A 17,830-nucleotide genomic window follows, 5' to 3' on the forward strand; every position below is an offset into this window, starting at 1 on the left:
ACTGGCAAGCCGAATTCAGGCGCAAACTTCAGTTACCAGTTTTGCCAGGTCTTCGGCATGGCCGCGAACCTGTGTTTCGTCCTCACCTTCGACCATCACGCGCACCAGCGGCTCTGTGCCGGACTTGCGCAGCAACACGCGCCCGCGCCCCGCCATTGCCTGGGTCACGCGCTCGCAAGCCTCTTTGACAGCAGGGTGCTCGATGGGGTTTTCGCCACCGGCAAAACGCACATTGAGCAGCACTTGCGGACACTTGCGCAGGGCTTGGCGCGCCTGGGCCAGGCTCTCCTCGCGGCGACGCAGGGCCAGCAGCACCTGCAGCGCGGCGATGATAGCGTCACCCGTGGTGGTGTGCTGGAAGCAGACCACATGCCCGGAGTTCTCGCCACCAACCAACCAGTTACGCTCCAGCAGCTCGGCGATCACATAGCGATCACCGACATTGGCGCGAATAAAGGGAATCCCCAGTTCTGCCAACGCCAGCTCCAGGCCGAGATTACTCATCAAGGTGCCGACCACGCCACCTTGCAGCTTGTTACGCTCATGCAGGTCACGGGCAATGATGAACAACAGGTCATCACCATCCACGATCGTGCCGGTGTGATCCACCATCAGCACGCGGTCGCCATCACCATCAAAAGCGATGCCCAGGTCCGCATGCTCAGCCAGCACTGCAGCCTGCAGCTGTTCCATGTGGGTTGAACCGCAGTTGTCGTTGATGTTCAAGCCGTTGGGCTGAGCCGACAGCACGGTGACCTGTGCGCCCAACTCCTTGAAGACGCTCGGCGCCACCTTGTAGGTCGCACCATGGGCGCAATCGACAACAATCTTCAAGCCTGCGAAATTGGTGCTGCTCGGAACGCTGCTTTTACAGAATTCGATATAGCGACCTGACGCGTCGTTAATGCGCGACACCTTGCCCAACTTGCTGGACTCAACCACCGTCATCGGCGCATCCAGCAGCTCCTCGATCATCAACTCGATCTCGTCAGGCAGCTTGGTGCCCTGCCCCGAGAAAAATTTGATGCCGTTGTCATCATGAGGATTATGGGAAGCGCTGATCACAATACCGGCTTCGGCGTGAAAGGTACGCGTGAGGTAAGCGATTGCCGGCGTGGGCATAGGGCCCAACAGCATCACATCGGCCCCGGCGGCGGACAACCCGGCCTCCAGCGCAGACTCAAACATGTAGCCCGAAATACGGGTGTCCTTGCCCACCAGGATGCGACACGCGCCCATGCTGCGGAACGCCATGCCTGCCGCCCAACCCAGCTTGAGCATGAAATCAGGAGTAATCGGGAATTCGCCGACCCGACCACGAATGCCGTCGGTGCCAAAATATTTTTTAGTCATAAGTGCTCCATCATTCTTATTCGGCTGATTCTACAGCAGCGAGCATGCGCACCACATCGACCGTTTCGGCGACATCATGCACACGCAAAATACGTGCACCCTTGGTCACGGCAAGCGCCGCAAGCGCCAGGCCGCCATACAGGCGTTCGCCGACCGGGCGATTCAGGGCGAGCCCTATCATGCTCTTGCGCGAAACACCGACCAACAGCGGGCGACCAAGGGCATGCAAGGCTTCCATGTGTTTGAACAGGCTTAGATTGTGCTGCAGGGTCTTGGCAAAGCCAAACCCCGGATCGAGGATGATCTGCTCAGGCGCAATACCCACAGCCACACATTGGGCAATCCTCTCAGCAAGAAACCCACTCACCTCGCCGACCAGATCGTCGTAGTGCGGATTGTCCTGCATGTTGCCGGGCTCACCCAGCATATGCATCAGACAGACGGGCAGGCCAGTTGCGGCGGCCGCATCAAGGGCTCCATCACGCTGCAGCGAACGCACATCGTTGATCAACCCAGCCCCCAGCCGCGCGGTTTCGCGCATCACTGCCGGGGTGGAGGTGTCTACCGAGATGATGACATCCAGCTCACGGGCAATACGTTCGACCACGGGCGCCACCCGCTCCAGCTCCTCCAAAGGAGAAACAACGCGGGCACCGGGGCGGGTCGATTCCCCACCCACATCAATCAGCGTCGCACCGGCAGCCACCATCGCCTCGGCATGACACAACGCGGCATCCAACTGGCTGAAGCGGCCACCATCGGAAAAGGAGTCAGGGGTTACATTGAGGATGCCCATGACATGCGTCCGGGCCAAATCAAGAACCCGGTTGCCGCAAGGCAACCGGGTAGAGGACAAAGCAGAAGTCATTTCAAACCTTAGTGATCAGCTGCCGGGCCGCCGATAGGCGTTTCAGGGCGCTCATTCTGCACCACAGGCGGAGTGCCCGAAGTACCCGAACCACCTTCCCAGTCGCGCGGCTCACGCGGCGTACGGCCCGACATGATGTCGTCGATCTGGTCGGCATCGATGGTTTCGTACTTCATCAACGCATCAGCCATGGCGTCCAGCTTGTCACGGTTGTCCGTCAGGATCTGCTTGGCCGTGCCGTAGCACTGATCAATGATGCTGCGAACCTCGGAGTCGATCAGCTTGGCTGTCTCACCCGAGAAGCTGGCGCTTTGCCCACCGCCGCCACGCCCCAGGAACACTTCGCCTTCTTCTTCGGCGTACATCAATGGGCCGAGTTTTTCCGACAAACCCCACTTGGTCACCATGTTTCGTGCGATCTGGCTGGCACGCATGATGTCGTTGGAGGCGCCAGTGGTCACACCGTCGAAGCCAAGGGTCATTTCTTCAGCAATCCGGCCGCCATACAGCGAGCAGATCTGGCTGATCAGCGCACGCTTGGAGAGGCTGTAGCGATCCTCTTCCGGCAGGAACATGGTCACACCCAGCGCCCGACCACGCGGGATGATCGACACTTTGTAGACGGGGTCATGCTCTGGCACAACGCGACCTACAATGGCATGACCTGCCTCGTGATAAGCGGTGTTCTGCTTCTCTTTCTCGGACATGACCATGGATTTGCGCTCGGCGCCCATCATGATCTTGTCTTTCGCCAATTCGAACTCTTTCATTTCAACGATGCGCTTGCCAGTACGGGCAGCGAACAGCGACGCCTCGTTCACCAGGTTCGCCAAATCAGCACCGGAGAAACCGGGAGTACCACGGGCGATCACAGCCGGTGCCACGTCGTCACCCATTGGCACCTTGCGCATGTGCACTTTCAGGATCTGCTCACGACCGCGGATATCCGGCAGGCCGACCACAACCTGACGGTCGAAACGGCCCGGACGCAGCAACGCAGGGTCCAGCACGTCGGGACGGTTGGTTGCGGCGATGACGATAATGCCGTCATTCATCTCGAAACCATCCATCTCTACCAGCAATTGGTTGAGGGTCTGCTCACGCTCATCGTGACCACCACCCATGCCAGCGCCACGATGGCGACCAACGGCATCGATTTCGTCGATGAAGATGATGCATGGCGCGTGCTTCTTGGCCTGCTCGAACATATCGCGAACACGGCTGGCGCCGACGCCGACAAACATCTCGACAAAGTCAGAACCGGAAATCGTGAAGAAAGGCACCTTGGCTTCGCCGGCAATCGCCTTGGCCAGCAAGGTTTTACCGGTACCCGGTGGGCCCACCATCAGCACACCGCGAGGAATACGGCCACCCAGGCGCTGGAACTTGCCCGGATCACGCAGGAACTCGACCAACTCACCGACTTCTTCCTTGGCTTCGTCGCAACCCGCAACGTCAGCCAGGGTAGTCTTCACCTGGTCCTCGGAGAGCAGGCGCGCCTTGCTCTTGCCGAAGCTCATCGGCCCGCCCTTGCCCCCCGCACCGCCTTGCATCTGGCGCATGAAGAACATGAACACGGCGATAATCACCAGGATCGGGAAGCTGGCCACCAGGAGCTGGGTCCAGATGCTTTGCTGTTCAGGCTGCTTGCCTTCCACAATGACCTTGTTATCCACCAGGTCACCGATGAGACCGTTGTCCTGAATGGCAGGACGAATGGTCTTGAAGCTGTCGCCATCGTTGCGCTTACCGGTAATCACGTAGCCATCAACCGCTACGCGCTCGACCTTGCCATCCTTAACTTGCTGGATGAAGTCGGAATAGTTGAGGGTCTGCGGCTCGTTAGGGCTGGAGAAGTTGTTCATCACCGTCACCAGGACAGCCGCGATGATCAACCACAGGATCAGATTCTTTGCCATATCGTTCAATTAACTACCCTCTGAAGCAAGCTCCGCTACTGGCGCGCGCTTCGCATGATATTCACCGGCCTAACTTACTACATTACCTACAACTCTGGCAGGCGCCGTCTGTAACCCTTTGTGAAACTTTGACTACACAATATTCGTAAAGCTTCGTGACGAAAGCGATATAAAAAAACCTATCGCCCCTCTCGAATTTCTCAAAAACGCTCTTCACTTGCCGCGCCTTCAACGCCGCGGTAGCCACGGCACAGCAGATACTGCTCCCTGGACCGGTCACGGGACGAGTCCGGCTTGCGGGTCTGTACCTTGTCGAACAACTTGCGAATGTTCTTGTGGTACTCGTCGAAACCTTCGCCCTGGAAGACCTTCACCAGGAAATCACCCCCCGGACGCAACACCCGACCCGCCAAATCCAGCGCCAGTTCACACAGGAACATGGCACGCGGCATATCAACAGCCGGTAATCCACTCATATTGGGGGCCATGTCGGAAATCACAAGGTCTACCTGCGAATTTCCCACAGCTTCCAGGATCTCGGCCAATACCTTGTCTTCGGTGAAATCGCCGTGAACAAAGGTGACGTCAGGGATGCTGTCCATCTCGAGGATGTCCGAAGCGATCAATCGACCTTGCCCACCAATCAGACGACTGGTCACCTGAGACCAGCCACCGGGGGCCGCGCCGAGATCAATAACGCTCATGCCTGGACGAATCAATTTGTCCTTATCCTGGATCTCCAGCAGCTTGTAGCTGGCCCGGGAACGATAGCCGTCCTTTTGCGCCTTTTTGACGTAAGGATCATTGAAATGTTCTTGTAGCCACTTAAGGCTGGTTTTGGAACGGGCCACGGGCCACCTCGAAAAAATAAAACGGGTCGTGATTAACTGGGCGGTCCCGGACTCGCTCGGGTAAACTGGCCGCCGCTTTTTACAAGATCAGACGCAGGGGTCAGATTATGCCGCTCACTCAAGAGCAGAAGAAACAGTACAAATCCATTGGCCACCATCTGAAACCAGTTCTGATTGTGGCAGACAACGGTTTGACTGAGGGTGTGCTAGCCGAATTCGAGCGCGCACTGAACGATCACGAACTGATCAAGATCAAGGTCAACATCCTTGATCGCGAAGCGCGCCTGGCTGCCGTTGCAGAACTGTGCAAGGTCGGCAAAGCGGACCTGGTTCAGGTCATCGGCAAGATGGCGCTGCTGTATCGCAAGAACTTCAGCGTCAACAAGCAACTGTCGAACGTTCATCGCTTCAAATGATGAAAAGGGTCAAGGGCGTGCTTCGCGCGCCCCGCCACTCCATCCCGGCGCAGGCTGCGTAACCAGCACCAAGCCAGAGAACCCTAGCACAAGATAGCTGAACAACTGCCAGCGCAACGCTTGCGGCAGCCACACATGCACCATACAAAACATTGCGCATGCATACAGCGCCATCAACAGCAGTTGGCCGCGAATATCCCGCCACAAACTCTTCAAGCCTTCGGCCGTGATCAGCACCAACGCCTGAAGCATCACGCACGCCGCCGCAAAACCCACCAGCAGCGCACTCAGCAATCCGTCGATCTCATCGATCAGCAGCGGCGCCAGGCCAATCAGGCCCAACGCCGGCAACACGCCAATATGTAACAGCCATAGGCCACCCACCCAAAGCATCTGAGAGAGCTGCCAAAGCATGGCGCCCGCACGCAGCGGGCGCCGTCTTTCAGATGTGACGAACTTCGACAATCTCGTACTCAATGACGCCGCTCGGCGTTTTCACGGCAACCACGTCGCCTTCTTCCTTGGCAATCAAGGCGCGAGCAATCGGCGAGCCGACAGAGATCTTGCCCTGCTTGAAGTCAGCCTCATCCTCACCCACGATCTGGTAGGTCACGCTTTCGTCGGTCTCGACGTTGGCGATTTCCACGGTCGTGCCGAAAATCACCTTGCCGGTATGCGGGATGGTGGTGACATCGATGATCACCGCATTCTGCATACGGCCTTCGATGTCACGAATCCGCGCCTCGACCATACCCTGCTGCTCGCGAGCAGCGTGGTATTCGGCGTTTTCCTTCAAGTCACCCAGTTCGCGGGCCGTACCGATGTCCTGGCTCAGCTTTGGACGTACGACCTTGGTCAGATGGGCGTGCTCCTCTTCCAGGGCGCGCGCGCCCTGAACGGTCATCGGGTATTTGGTTATGCTCATGCCTTCAATCCTGCGTGTAGATCCTGCAAGCGACGCACGGTCTTTTCCGGACCGAACTTGAGCGCTTCACAGATAGCTTCGCCAGCAGCAATGGTAGTGGTGCAGTAAATCTTGTGCTGCAAGGCATTACGACGAATGGAATAGGAGTCCGCGATCGACTGGCGACCCTCGGTGGTGTTGATGATCAGGGTGACTTCGTCATTCTTGATCATGTCGACCACATGCGGACGGCCTTCCGTCACCTTGTTCACGCGACGTACTTTCAGGCCGGCAGCTTCGATCAGCTTGGCGGTCCCGGCGGTAGCCACGACTTCAAAACCCAAGTTGATCAGATCGCGGGCGACCCCTGCAACCAGTGGCTTGTCGTCATCACGTACGCTGATAAACGCAGTACCGCCGGTCGGCAGCACTTCGCTGGCACCCATCTGGGCCTTGGCGAACGCTTCACCGAAAGTATCGCCCACGCCCATCACTTCACCGGTGGACTTCATCTCCGGGCCCAGGATCGGGTCCACGCCAGGGAATTTGGCGAACGGGAACACCGCCTCTTTCACACTGTAGAAGTTCGGAATGATTTCCTTGGTAAAGCCGATTTCCTTCAGGGTCTTACCGGCCATCACACGCGCAGCGATCATGGCCAGGGACACACCGATGCACTTGGACACGAACGGTACGGTACGCGAAGCGCGCGGGTTGACTTCGATGACGTAGATGTCTTCGCCTTGCAGCGCCAACTGTACGTTCATCAGGCCGACCACACCCAGTTCCAGGGCCATTTTCTTGACCTGTTCGCGCATCTCGTCCTGGATGTGCGCCGGCAGCGAGTACGGCGGCAGGGAGCAGGCGGAGTCACCGGAGTGAACGCCGGCCTGCTCGATGTGCTGCATGATCGCGCCGATCACGACGTCAGTACCGTCGCACACCGCGTCCACGTCCATTTCGATGGCGCAGTTCAGGAAGTGGTCCAGCAGCACCGGGCTGTCGTTGGAGACTTTCACCGCATCACGCAGGTAGCGCTTGAGTTCTTCTTCTTCGTAGACGATTTCCATCGCCCGGCCGCCCAGTACGTAGGACGGACGCACCACCAGCGGGTAGCCGATCTTGCTGGCCGCACGGATGGCTTCGTCTTCGCTGCGCACGGTGGCGTTCGGCGGCTGACGCAGGTTCAGGCGCTCAACCATCTGCTGGAAGCGCTCACGGTCTTCGGCACGGTCGATAGCGTCCGGGCTGGTACCGATGATCGGCACGCCGGCAGCTTCCAGGGCACGCGCCAGTTTCAACGGGGTCTGGCCGCCGTACTGGACGATCACGCCTTTAGGCTTCTCGACGCGGCAAATTTCCAATACGTCTTCCAGTGTTACCGGCTCGAAGTACAAGCGGTCGGAAGTGTCGTAGTCAGTGGAAACCGTTTCCGGGTTGCAGTTGACCATAATGGTCTCGTACCCGTCTTCGCGCAGGGCGAGGGCGGCGTGTACGCAGCAGTAGTCGAACTCGATGCCCTGGCCGATACGGTTCGGACCGCCACCCAGGATGATGATCTTGTCGCGGCCCGTCGGCGCGGCTTCGCACTCTTCCTCATAGGTGGAGTACATGTAGGCCGTGTCGGTGGCGAATTCTGCGGCGCAGGTATCAACGCGCTTGTAGACCGGGAAGATATCCAGCTTGTGGCGATGAGTGCGCAGGTTCTTCTCGGTCACACCCAGCAGCTTGGCCAGACGCTGGTCGGAGAAACCTTTGCGCTTGAGGCGGAACATCAGGTCGCGGTCGATAGACGACAGACCCAGCGTCTTGACCTTCTCTTCTTCCTTGATCAGATCTTCGATCTGCACCAGGAACCACGGGTCGATCATGTTCATGCCGAAGATATCTTCGACGCTCAGGCCGGCACGGAAGGCGTCAGCCACGTACCAGATACGCTCGGCGCCCGGCACGGTCAGCTCGCGCTTGAGGATGCTCATGCTTTCCGGGTTGCTCAGGTCGAGCTTCTCGTCCAGGCCGCAAACACCAACTTCCAGGCCGCGCAGAGCTTTCTGCAGGGACTCTTGGAAAGTACGGCCGATTGCCATGACTTCACCGACCGACTTCATCTGGGTGGTCAGGCGCGCATCCGCCTTGGCGAATTTTTCGAAGGCAAAGCGCGGCAGCTTGGTCACAACGTAGTCGATAGACGGCTCGAAAGACGCCGGCATAGCGCCGCCGGTGATTTCGTTTTGCAGCTCGTCCAAGGTGTAGCCGATAGCCAGCTTGGCGGCGATACGCGCAATCGGGAAGCCGGTCGCTTTCGAGGCCAGCGCCGAAGAACGCGATACACGTGGGTTCATCTCGATCACGACCATGCGGCCGGTGTCCGGGCAGATGCCGAACTGAACGTTGGAACCGCCGGTTTCAACGCCGATCTCGCGCAATACCGCCAGGGAGGCGTTACGCAGGATCTGGTATTCCTTGTCGGTCAGGGTCTGTGCTGGCGCCACGGTGATCGAGTCACCGGTGTGCACGCCCATCGGGTCGAAGTTTTCGATGGAGCAGACGATGATGCAGTTGTCCTTCTTATCGCGGACAACCTCCATCTCATATTCTTTCCAGCCGATCAGCGATTCGTCGATCAGCAGCTCTTTGGTCGGCGACAGGTCGAGGCCACGGGCGCAGATTTCTTCGAACTCTTCACGGTTGTAGGCAATACCACCGCCGGTGCCGCCCATGGTGAAGGACGGACGGATAATGCACGGGAAGCCCAGGGTCTCGAGGACCGCATTGGCTTCCTCCATGCTGTGGGCGATACCGGAACGTGGGCACGCCAGGCCGATGGACTTCATGGCCTTGTCGAAACGCGAACGGTCTTCAGCCTTGTCGATGGTGTCGGCATTGGCACCGATCATCTCTACGCCGAACTTTTCCAGGACGCCTTCGCGCTCCAGGTCCAAGGCGCAGTTCAGAGCGGTCTGGCCACCCATGGTTGGCAGCAGCGCGTCCGGACGCTCTTTTTCGATGATCTTGGCAACGGTCTGCCACTTGATCGGCTCGATGTAGGTGGCGTCGGCCATGGCCGGGTCGGTCATGATGGTGGCCGGGTTGGAGTTCACCAGGATGACGCGGTAGCCCTCCTCGCGCAGGGCTTTACAGGCCTGGGCGCCGGAGTAATCGAATTCGCAGGCCTGGCCGATCACGATCGGGCCAGCGCCGAGAATCAGGATGCTTTTTATGTCTGTACGTTTTGGCATGGGTTTGTCACTCAAATCCGCAGGTCAGTCGGCAAGCCGTCTTGAACAATCTTTGAAGAGCCTGCGGGGGCCACCGCAATCCGGGGCCGCCCGCAGGCCACTCAGTCAGCGTCGCTTGGCCATCTCATTGATGAAACGGTCGAACAGCGGCGCTACGTCGTTCGGGCCCGGGCTGGCTTCAGGGTGGCCCTGGAAGCTGAACGCGCTCTTATCGGTGCGCTCGATGCCTTGCAGGGAACCGTCGAACAGCGACTTGTGAATGGCGCGCACATTGCTCGGCAGGGAGGCTTCATCCACCGCAAAACCGTGGTTCTGGCTGGTGATCATCACAACGCCAGTGTCCAGGTCTTGTACCGGGTGGTTGGCACCGTGGTGGCCGTGGCCCATTTTCAGGGTCTTGGCGCCGGAGGCCAAAGCCAGCAATTGGTGGCCAAGGCAGATGCCGAACACCGGAATCTCGGTCTCCAGCACGTCCTTGATGGCCTGGATAGCGTAGTCGCATGGCTCAGGGTCACCCGGGCCGTTGGACAGGAACACACCGTCCGGCTGCATCGCGAGCACATCGCTGGCAGGGGTTTGCGCGGGCACCACGGTCACACGGCAACCGCGCTCGACCAGCATGCGCAGGATGTTGTACTTGACGCCGTAGTCATAGGCGACCACGTGGTAAGGCAGATCGGCAGCCTCGATAGTCGCGTGGCTGTCGGTCTTCAGATCCCACACAGTTGAACGCCACTCGTACTTCTCTTTGACGCTGACGACTTTCGCCAGGTCCATGCCCTTCAGGCCAGGGAAACCTTGCGCCGCGGCAATCGCCGCCTCTTCGGAGATATTGTCACCGACCATGATGCAGCCGTTCTGCGAGCCTTTTTCACGCAGGATGCGCGTGAGGCGGCGCGTATCGATACCGGCGATCGCCACAACGTTGTTGGCTTTCAGGTAATCGGACAGCGACATCGTGTTACGCCAGTTGCTCGCAACCAGTGGCAGGTCACGAATCACCAGGCCCGCCGACCAGACACGATCAGACTCGACATCTTCCGGCGTAGTGCCGGTGTTGCCGATGTGCGGATAGGTCAGGGTAACGATCTGTTGGGCGTAGGAAGGATCGGTAAGGATTTCCTGATAGCCGGTCATGGCGGTGTTAAACACCACCTCTCCAACGGTCTGACCGTCGGCTCCAATGGCTTCGCCGCGAAAAATGCTGCCATCAGCAAGGGCGAGTATGGCTGGCTTAGTCAAGAAGACCTCCCGTAAATAAAGCCTGAAAGGGCGATCGCAGGTTGTAAAAAAGCGGAGTGACGTATGGACACGTCACCCCGCTTCTTCACTGAATTATTCTGCGCGCTTTTAGTGGACACACTAAAGCTGTAGCTTACAGAAAAAGGCTTTTTTGGTCCACCGCTAATGAGCCTTAAAGGCAGGGGAATGCGACAGGACGTCGCCTAGCGGGTAAAAACGGGGGCACAGGATAATCCTGAGCCCCCGTTTTAGCTACTGCTTAGTGCAGGTCCAGCACGTCATGCATGTCGTACAGGCCCGGCTCACGCCCTTCCAACCAGAGTGCAGCACGCACCGCGCCCTTGGCGAAAGTCATGCGGCTGGAGGCTTTGTGGGTGATTTCCAGACGCTCGCCTTCGGTAGCAAACAGTACCGTGTGATCACCGACCACATCACCACCGCGCACGGTCGCGAAACCAATGGTGTCGCGCGCACGCGCACCGGTATGGCCTTCACGCCCGTATACCGCCACTTTCGACAGATCGCGGCCCAGCGCATCGGCAATAGCTTCACCCATGCGCAACGCAGTGCCCGACGGAGCGTCGATCTTGTGACGGTGATGAGTCTCGATAATCTCGATATCAGTCTCATCACCCAGCACGCGCGCCGCCAGGTCCAACAACTTCAGCGACAGGTTCACGCCCACGCTGAAATTGGCGGCGAAGACGATCGGAATATCCTTGCCCGCTTCCACCAGCAACTGCTTCTGCTCAGCACTCAAGCCAGTCGTGCCGATCACCATGGCCTTGCCCGCCTTACGGCAGAAGGCCAGATTTTTCAGCATCACTTCCGGCAGGGTGAAGTCGATCAGCACGTCGAATTCGTCCGCCACCTGCTCAAGGTTGCCAGACAGCGAGACACCGATGCGACCCAACGAGGCCAACTCACCTGCGTCCGCGCCGATCAACGTACTGCCTGGGCGAACAATCGCCGCCGTCAGCCCGGAGGCCGGCGAGCGTTGCTGCACCGCCTCGACCAGCGTCTTGCCCATGCGCCCGGCAGCGCCCATTACGGCTATACGTCGCATATTCAGATCCTTACAGGTCGCCGAAGAAGCGTTTTACACCGTCGAAGAAGCCCGTAGTCTTCGGTGAGTGCGAGTCATCGCCTTCCAGCGAGCTGCGGAACTCTTCCAGCAGTTCACGCTGACGACGATTCAGGTTCACCGGGGTTTCAACCGCCACACGGCACATCAGGTCGCCAGCACCGCCACCGCGCACTGGCGCAACGCCCTTGCCACGAATGCGGAACTGCTTGCCGGTCTGAGTCCCCTCGGGAATCTTGAGTTTGACCCGACCATCCAGCGTCGGAATCTCCAGCTCGCCACCCAGGGCCGCATCAACAAAGCTGATCGGCACTTCGCAGAACAAATGCTTGCCGTCACGCTGGAAGATCGAGTGCTCTCGCACATTGATCACCACGTACAGGTCGCCCGTAGGGCCACCCTGGGCACCCGCCTCGCCTTCGCCCGACAGGCGAATACGATCACCGGTATCCACACCCGCCGGTACTTTCACCGACAGCGTCTTGTACTCTTCGACGCGGCCTTCGCCGTGGCAGGAATCGCACGGATCGGAAATGATCTTGCCCTGGCCATGGCAACGCGGGCAGGTTTGCTGCACCGAGAAGAAGCCCTGCTGCATGCGCACCTGCCCGATACCGCCGCAGGTCGGGCAAGTGATCGGCGAGGAGCCTTTCTTCGCACCGGAGCCGTCGCACGGCTTGCAATTGACCAGCGTCGGCACACGGATATTGACACTGGTGCCGCGCACGGCCTCTTCCAGGTTCAGCTCCAGGGTGTAACGCAAGTCACTGCCGCGCTGAGGGCCGCCACGCTGGCCGCCCCGGCCGCCGCCGAAGAAGTCGCTGAATACGTCGCCGAAAATATCGGAGAAGTTCTGGCCACCAAAACCGGCACCGCCGCCACCCATGCTCGGGTCGACGCCAGCATGGCCATACTGGTCGTAAGCCGCACGCTTATTGGGATCACACAGGCATTCGTAGGCCTCGTTGGCCTCTTTGAACATCTCTTCGGATTCTTTGTTATCCGGATTACGGTCCGGGTGGTGTTTCATCGCCAGGCGACGGTAGGCCTTCTTCAGGTCCGCCTCGCTGGCGCCACGCTCCACACCCAATACTTCGTAATAGTCACGCTTTGCCATAAGTCTTTGCACTCTTAAGGACGTTCGACCTGGCCCTCCTGAACCCTGCCAAACTCGTTGAGCCCCAATACAGGCCCGGACCCAACTCACGTCAATTCAACGATCCTGGTCATTACTGCTTTTAGCCAGGGAGCCGGCCAAAAACGCGGTGACTGTCATTCGGAAAGCAGGAGCATTCCCGTTCACACCGCCAGCATCCGAGCGTTGTCGCATGCTGTAAAAATTCGCATACCCCAGACACGCCAACGCGGGAGCAAGCTCCCGCGCGGCGACATCCTACCAGTCACCGCTTGTGCGCGGTCAACCGGGCGACAACTTACTTGTTGTCTTTAACTTCTTCGAACTCGGCATCGACAACATCGTCGTGCTTGGCTTCAGGCTCTGCTTGTTGCGCAGCGCCGTCAGCCGGCTGGCCTTGCTCGGCGTACATTTTTTGAGCAACTGGCGCGGAGACTTTCGACAGCTCCTCAACCTTGGCTTCGATGGCAGCCTTGTCGTCGCCTTTAATGGCGGCTTCCAGGGCAACCACTGCCGCTTCGATTGCAGTTTTCTCTTCGTCGGTCACTTTGTCGCCAGCATCAGCGATCATTTTGCGCGTCGAGTGAACCAGCGCGTCACCCTGGTTACGGGCGCCTGCCAACTCTTCGAACTTCTTGTCGGCTTCAGCATTGGTTTCAGCATCACGGATCATCTGTTGAATTTCTTCATCAGACAGGCCGGAGTTGGCCTTGATGGTGATCTTCTGCTCTTTGCCGGTGGCCTTGTCTTTCGCGCCGACGTGCAGGATGCCGTTGGCGTCGATGTCGAAGGTCACTTCGATTTGTGGCACGCCACGTGGTGCTGGTGGAATCTCAGCCAGGTCGAACTTGCCCAGGGACTTGTTCTGTGCGGCTTGCTTACGCTCGCCCTGCAGCACGTGGATAGTCACGGCGCCCTGGTTGTCATCGGCAGTCGAGAACACCTGGGATTTCTTGGTAGGAATCGTGGTGTTTTTCTCGATCAGCGCAGTCATCACGCCACCCATGGTTTCGATACCCAGGGTCAGCGGGCTCACGTCCAGCAGCAGCACGTCTTTCACGTCACCGGCCAGCACAGCACCCTGGATGGCAGCACCCATGGCAACAGCTTCGTCCGGGTTCACGTCTTTACGGGCTTCTTTGCCGAAGAACTCGGTGACCAGCTTCTGAACCAGTGGCATACGGGTCTGACCGCCCACCAGGATCACGTCGTTGATCGAGCCAACGTCGATACCGGAGTCTTTCAGCGCGATGCGGCAAGGTTCGATGGTGCGCTGAACCAGGTCTTCAACCAGTGCTTCGAGCTTGGAACGCGAGATCTTCACGTTCAAGTGCTTAGGACCGGTAGCGTCTGCAGTGATGTACGGCAGGTTCACGTCAGTCGACTGAGCGGAAGACAGCTCGATCTTGGCTTTTTCAGCGGCTTCTTTCAGGCGCTGCATGGCCAGCGGGTCACCCTTGAGGTTCATGCCGCTTTCTTTCTTGAACTCGTCAACGAGGTAGTCGATCAGACGAATGTCAAAGTCTTCACCACCCAGGAAGGTGTCACCGTTGGTGGCCAACACTTCGAACTGGTGCTCGCCGTCAACTTCTGCGATCTCGATCACGGAGACGTCGAACGTACCGCCACCCAGATCGTAAACGATCACGGTGTGGTCGCCCTTGGCCTTGTCCATACCGTAAGCCAGCGCAGCTGCGGTTGGTTCGTTGATGATACGTTTTACATCCAGGCCCGCGATGCGGCCGGCGTCTTTGGTGGCCTGACGCTGGCTGTCGTTGAAGTAGGCAGGAACGGTAATCACCGCTTCAGTCACTGCTTCACCGAGGTAGTCTTCGGCGGTCTTCTTCATCTTTTTCAAGATTTCAGCCGAGATTTGCGGTGGCGACATTTTCTGGCCGTTCACTTCAACCCAGGCGTCACCGTTGTCGGCCTTGGCGATTTTGTAAGGCACCATCTTGATGTCTTTCTGTACGACTTCTTCGTCGAACTTACGACCGATCAGACGCTTCACCGCGTACAGGGTGTTGTGCGGATTGGTCACCGCCTGACGCTTGGCCGATTGACCGACGAGGATTTCACCGTCGTTGGCGTAAGCGATGATCGACGGAGTGGTACGTGCGCCTTCGGCGTTTTCAATAACTTTTGCAACGCCGTTTTCCAGCACGGAGACGCAGGAGTTGGTGGTCCCCAGGTCGATACCGATAATTTTGCCCATGATTTACTCTCCCGAAACTTGAATTTGGTTGCCGCAGCAGTTTTGGCTAACTGCGGTAGCACTTAAACGCTTGACTTATAGATGGGGGCCTTACGGCGAATTTCAAGCCTGCTCATCAATAGAAGGTGCAACGGGTGAAGGAGCCTTGCTCACCACCACCATTGCCGGACGCATCAGACGACCGTTGAGCTGGTAGCCCTTCTGGAACACCTTGATGACGCTATTGGGTTCCAGGTCATGGCTTTCCTGCATGGCCATGGCTTGGTGATGTTCAGCATTGAACGGCTCGCCGGCTTGCGGATCGATAGCCTCCAACTGATAACGCTTCAGGGTGTCCTGGAACATTTTCAGGGTCAGCTCGATGCCTTCGCGCATTGGGCGGATGTTTTCATCGTCCGGGTTGGACAACTCAAGACCACGCTCCAGGCTGTCGATAATCGGCAGCAGGTCACCGGCGAATTTTTCCAGCGCGAACTTGTGAGCCTTCTCTACATCCTGCTCGGCACGGCGGCGGACGTTCTGCAGATCGGCGGCAACACGCAACGATTGATCCTGCGCAGCGGCCAATTGCTCTTCGAGCACTTGCACACGAGTCGCCAGTTCATCACCGGCAGCCGAATTGGCGTCTGGAGTTTGCGTATCCTGCGTCTGTTCGTCAGCCATAGATTTCTCCTTTCAAAATCATGCGCGAACTCAACTCGCGCTTCTGCTCCGGTATATGGGGCCACAATTTTCAGGTTCAAGGGCGCAGGCGTTACCAAAAGTCTTTCGATTGACCTGGATCATTTCCTTCTCGCTCATTCCACATCGCGCTAAAAAAATCCGAGACTCAAGAAAATCGAGCTAAGCGTCAGGATTGTCAGGCCTGAACAAAACACTGTATAAATAACCAGACCTAAAGCCTGGGAGCGGCCGTCATGCTCGTGCACCTGTCTGTACATAACTACGCCATCGTTGAACATCTGGATCTTGAACTGGATCGCGGGATGAGCGTAATCACAGGCGAAACCGGCGCCGGCAAGTCGATCATGCTCGACGCCCTCGGCCTGACGCTTGGCGACCGCGCCGACAGTGGCGTGGTACGCCCTGGCTCCGACAAGGCCGACATCCTGGCCACCTTCGACCTGGCGGACATACCCGAAGCCGAAGCATGGCTGGCCGAGCGCGACCTTAATAATGAAGGCCCCTGCATTCTGCGCCGGGTGATCACCGCCGAGGGGCGCTCCCGCGGCTATATCAACGGCACGCCTTGCCCACTGGGCGACCTGAAAGCACTGGGCGAACTGCTGATCGATATCCACAGCCAGCACGAACACCAATCCCTGCTGAAAACCGATACCCACCGTCGCCTGCTCGATGAGTACGCCGGCGCCACCGATCTTTCCCGGCAAGTTCAGCTGGCCGCCCAACGCTGGCGCCAGACACGCCAGGAACTGGAGCGCCTCTCCAACTCCGGCGACGAACAACGCGCCCGCCACCAGTTGCTCAGCTACCAATTGGAAGAGCTCGAAAGCCTTGGCCTGGGTGAGACAGAGCTGGAGCAACTTGAGCAGGAACACAAGAACCTGACCAACGCCGAAACCTTGCTGGGCATCTGCCGCCAAGTGGTCGAGCAATGCAGCGAGAGCGATTCCGGCAATGTGCTCAACGCACTGACCGCCAGCCTCAACCGCCTGTCCAGTGTGAACAATGCTTCCGGCTCACTGAGCGAAGCGACCACCCTGCTGACCAGCGCACAGATCCAGGTCGAGGAAGCCGTGGGCGAACTCAATCGTTTCCTGGACCATTTCGACGCCGACCCAGCTCGCCTGCAGGAAATAGAAGAACGCCTGGACACTATTTATACCCTGGCTCGCAAGCATCGAATCCAGCCGACCGAAGTCGCAACCATGCAGCAGAAACTGCTGGATGAAATCGAAACACTCAACGCGAACGACGAATCCATCGAACGACTGGGCGAGGAGCTCGCTTCGTTTGCCCGTCATTATCAGGAAAAAGCCCGGGAGCTGAGCGTTCTGCGCCAGCAGGCAGCTACTAGCCTGGCAAGCGCCGTTGAACTGGAAATACAACGCCTGGGCATGCCAGGCGGGCGCTTCACCATCGAGCTGCATCCCAACGCCAGTCAAGAATTGCAGCCCCATGGGCTGGAGCACGTCGAACTGCTGGTCAGTGCCAACCCCGGCCAACCGCTCAAGGCCCTGGCCAAAGTGGCCTCCGGCGGCGAACTCTCGCGGATCAGCCTGGCGATCCAAGTGATTACCGCCCAGACCTCACGCGTACCCACCCTGGTATTCGATGAAGTGGATGTGGGCATTGGCGGACCAACCGCAGAAATTGTTGGCCAATTGCTGCGTCGCCTGGGGGATCGCGGCCAGGTGCTTACGGTGACCCACTTGCCGCAAGTGGCAGCCCAAGGGCATCAGCACCTGTTTGTGCATAAGGTGCGCGGTAGCGACGCGACACACACCGCCGTCTCCAAGCTGAACAAGTCGGAACGGGTGGAAGAAGTGGCGCGGATGCTCGGCGGTATCGACTTGACCAAGGAGTCCTTGGCTCACGCGAAAAAAATGGTGGTGGCCGCGAAGGCCTGAAGCGACATTTTCC

14 protein-coding genes are annotated in these 17,830 nt (G+C 58.5%); 2 read left to right on the forward strand and 12 right to left on the reverse strand.

The window, feature by feature from the left end:
• Positions 1 to 15 precede the first annotated feature (15 nt).
• From glmM to rlmE, 4 genes are all read right to left on the reverse strand, one after another.
• On the reverse strand, positions 16 to 1,353 hold the full coding sequence (gene glmM, locus GIV35_RS07195) for a phosphoglucosamine mutase (protein WP_003194195.1): 1,338 nt from the start codon (positions 1,351 to 1,353) through the stop codon (positions 16 to 18).
• Positions 1,354 to 1,369: 16 nt separating this feature from the next.
• Entirely contained in the window at positions 1,370 to 2,221 is an 852-nt protein-coding gene (folP, locus tag GIV35_RS07200; RefSeq protein ID WP_236264337.1) for a dihydropteroate synthase, read from the reverse strand.
• 8 nt (positions 2,222 to 2,229) lie between these two features.
• Complete coding sequence (ftsH, locus tag GIV35_RS07205) at positions 2,230 to 4,140, reverse strand: ATP-dependent zinc metalloprotease FtsH (protein WP_034127004.1); 1,911 nt, start codon at positions 4,138 to 4,140, stop codon at positions 2,230 to 2,232.
• 200 nt (positions 4,141 to 4,340) lie between these two features.
• Positions 4,341 to 4,991, reverse strand: coding sequence for a 23S rRNA (uridine(2552)-2'-O)-methyltransferase RlmE (rlmE, locus tag GIV35_RS07210; protein ID WP_003194199.1), 651 nt, complete (start codon positions 4,989 to 4,991; stop codon positions 4,341 to 4,343).
• 107 nt (positions 4,992 to 5,098) lie between these two features.
• Between rlmE and GIV35_RS07215 the strand changes: the two genes are divergently transcribed.
• A complete protein-coding gene (locus GIV35_RS07215) occupies positions 5,099 to 5,407 on the forward strand; it encodes a YhbY family RNA-binding protein (RefSeq protein WP_003176146.1) in 309 nt (102 codons plus the stop codon).
• Positions 5,408 to 5,416: 9 nt separating this feature from the next.
• Here GIV35_RS07215 and GIV35_RS07220 read toward each other — a convergent pair whose 3' ends face one another.
• From GIV35_RS07220 to grpE, 8 genes are all read right to left on the reverse strand, one after another.
• Positions 5,417 to 5,821: a hypothetical protein gene (locus tag GIV35_RS07220; protein WP_060764103.1), complete on the reverse strand. Its 405-nt coding sequence runs from the start codon at positions 5,819 to 5,821 to the stop codon at positions 5,417 to 5,419.
• Positions 5,822 to 5,849: 28 nt separating this feature from the next.
• Positions 5,850 to 6,326 carry a transcription elongation factor GreA gene (greA, locus tag GIV35_RS07225; protein ID WP_032873232.1) on the reverse strand — a complete coding sequence of 159 codons (477 nt, stop codon included), beginning with the start codon at positions 6,324 to 6,326 and terminating at the stop codon, positions 5,850 to 5,852.
• A gap of 2 nt (positions 6,327 to 6,328) precedes the next feature.
• Positions 6,329 to 9,550 (reverse strand): carbamoyl-phosphate synthase large subunit, encoded by a 3,222-nt coding sequence (carB, locus tag GIV35_RS07230; RefSeq protein WP_003194205.1) that lies wholly within the window; start codon positions 9,548 to 9,550, stop codon positions 6,329 to 6,331.
• A gap of 105 nt (positions 9,551 to 9,655) precedes the next feature.
• On the reverse strand, positions 9,656 to 10,792 hold the full coding sequence (gene carA, locus GIV35_RS07235; RefSeq protein WP_003194208.1) for a glutamine-hydrolyzing carbamoyl-phosphate synthase small subunit: 1,137 nt from the start codon (positions 10,790 to 10,792) through the stop codon (positions 9,656 to 9,658).
• Positions 10,793 to 11,051: 259 nt separating this feature from the next.
• Positions 11,052 to 11,858, reverse strand: a complete 807-nt coding sequence (gene dapB / locus GIV35_RS07240) for a 4-hydroxy-tetrahydrodipicolinate reductase (protein ID WP_236264482.1) — start codon at positions 11,856 to 11,858, stop codon at positions 11,052 to 11,054.
• Positions 11,859 to 11,868: 10 nt separating this feature from the next.
• The gene (dnaJ, locus tag GIV35_RS07245; RefSeq protein ID WP_054896114.1) at positions 11,869 to 12,993 is read right to left on the reverse strand and encodes a molecular chaperone DnaJ; all 1,125 of its coding nucleotides are present in this window, start codon (positions 12,991 to 12,993) and stop codon (positions 11,869 to 11,871) included.
• 316 nt (positions 12,994 to 13,309) lie between these two features.
• On the reverse strand, positions 13,310 to 15,226 hold the full coding sequence (gene dnaK, locus GIV35_RS07250; protein WP_014719959.1) for a molecular chaperone DnaK: 1,917 nt from the start codon (positions 15,224 to 15,226) through the stop codon (positions 13,310 to 13,312).
• 102 nt (positions 15,227 to 15,328) lie between these two features.
• Complete coding sequence (grpE, locus tag GIV35_RS07255) at positions 15,329 to 15,889, reverse strand: nucleotide exchange factor GrpE (protein ID WP_034126999.1); 561 nt, start codon at positions 15,887 to 15,889, stop codon at positions 15,329 to 15,331.
• Between the two features lie 254 nt (positions 15,890 to 16,143).
• On the opposite strand from grpE, the gene recN reads away from it, so the two are divergent.
• Positions 16,144 to 17,817, forward strand: a complete 1,674-nt coding sequence (gene recN / locus GIV35_RS07260) for a DNA repair protein RecN (protein WP_105228516.1) — start codon at positions 16,144 to 16,146, stop codon at positions 17,815 to 17,817.
• Positions 17,818 to 17,830: the final 13 nt, after the last annotated feature.

Source organism: Pseudomonas sp. PA-1-6B (assembly GCF_021609545.1).
In the GTDB taxonomy this organism is placed as follows: domain Bacteria; phylum Pseudomonadota; class Gammaproteobacteria; order Pseudomonadales; family Pseudomonadaceae; genus Aquipseudomonas; species Aquipseudomonas fluorescens_BV.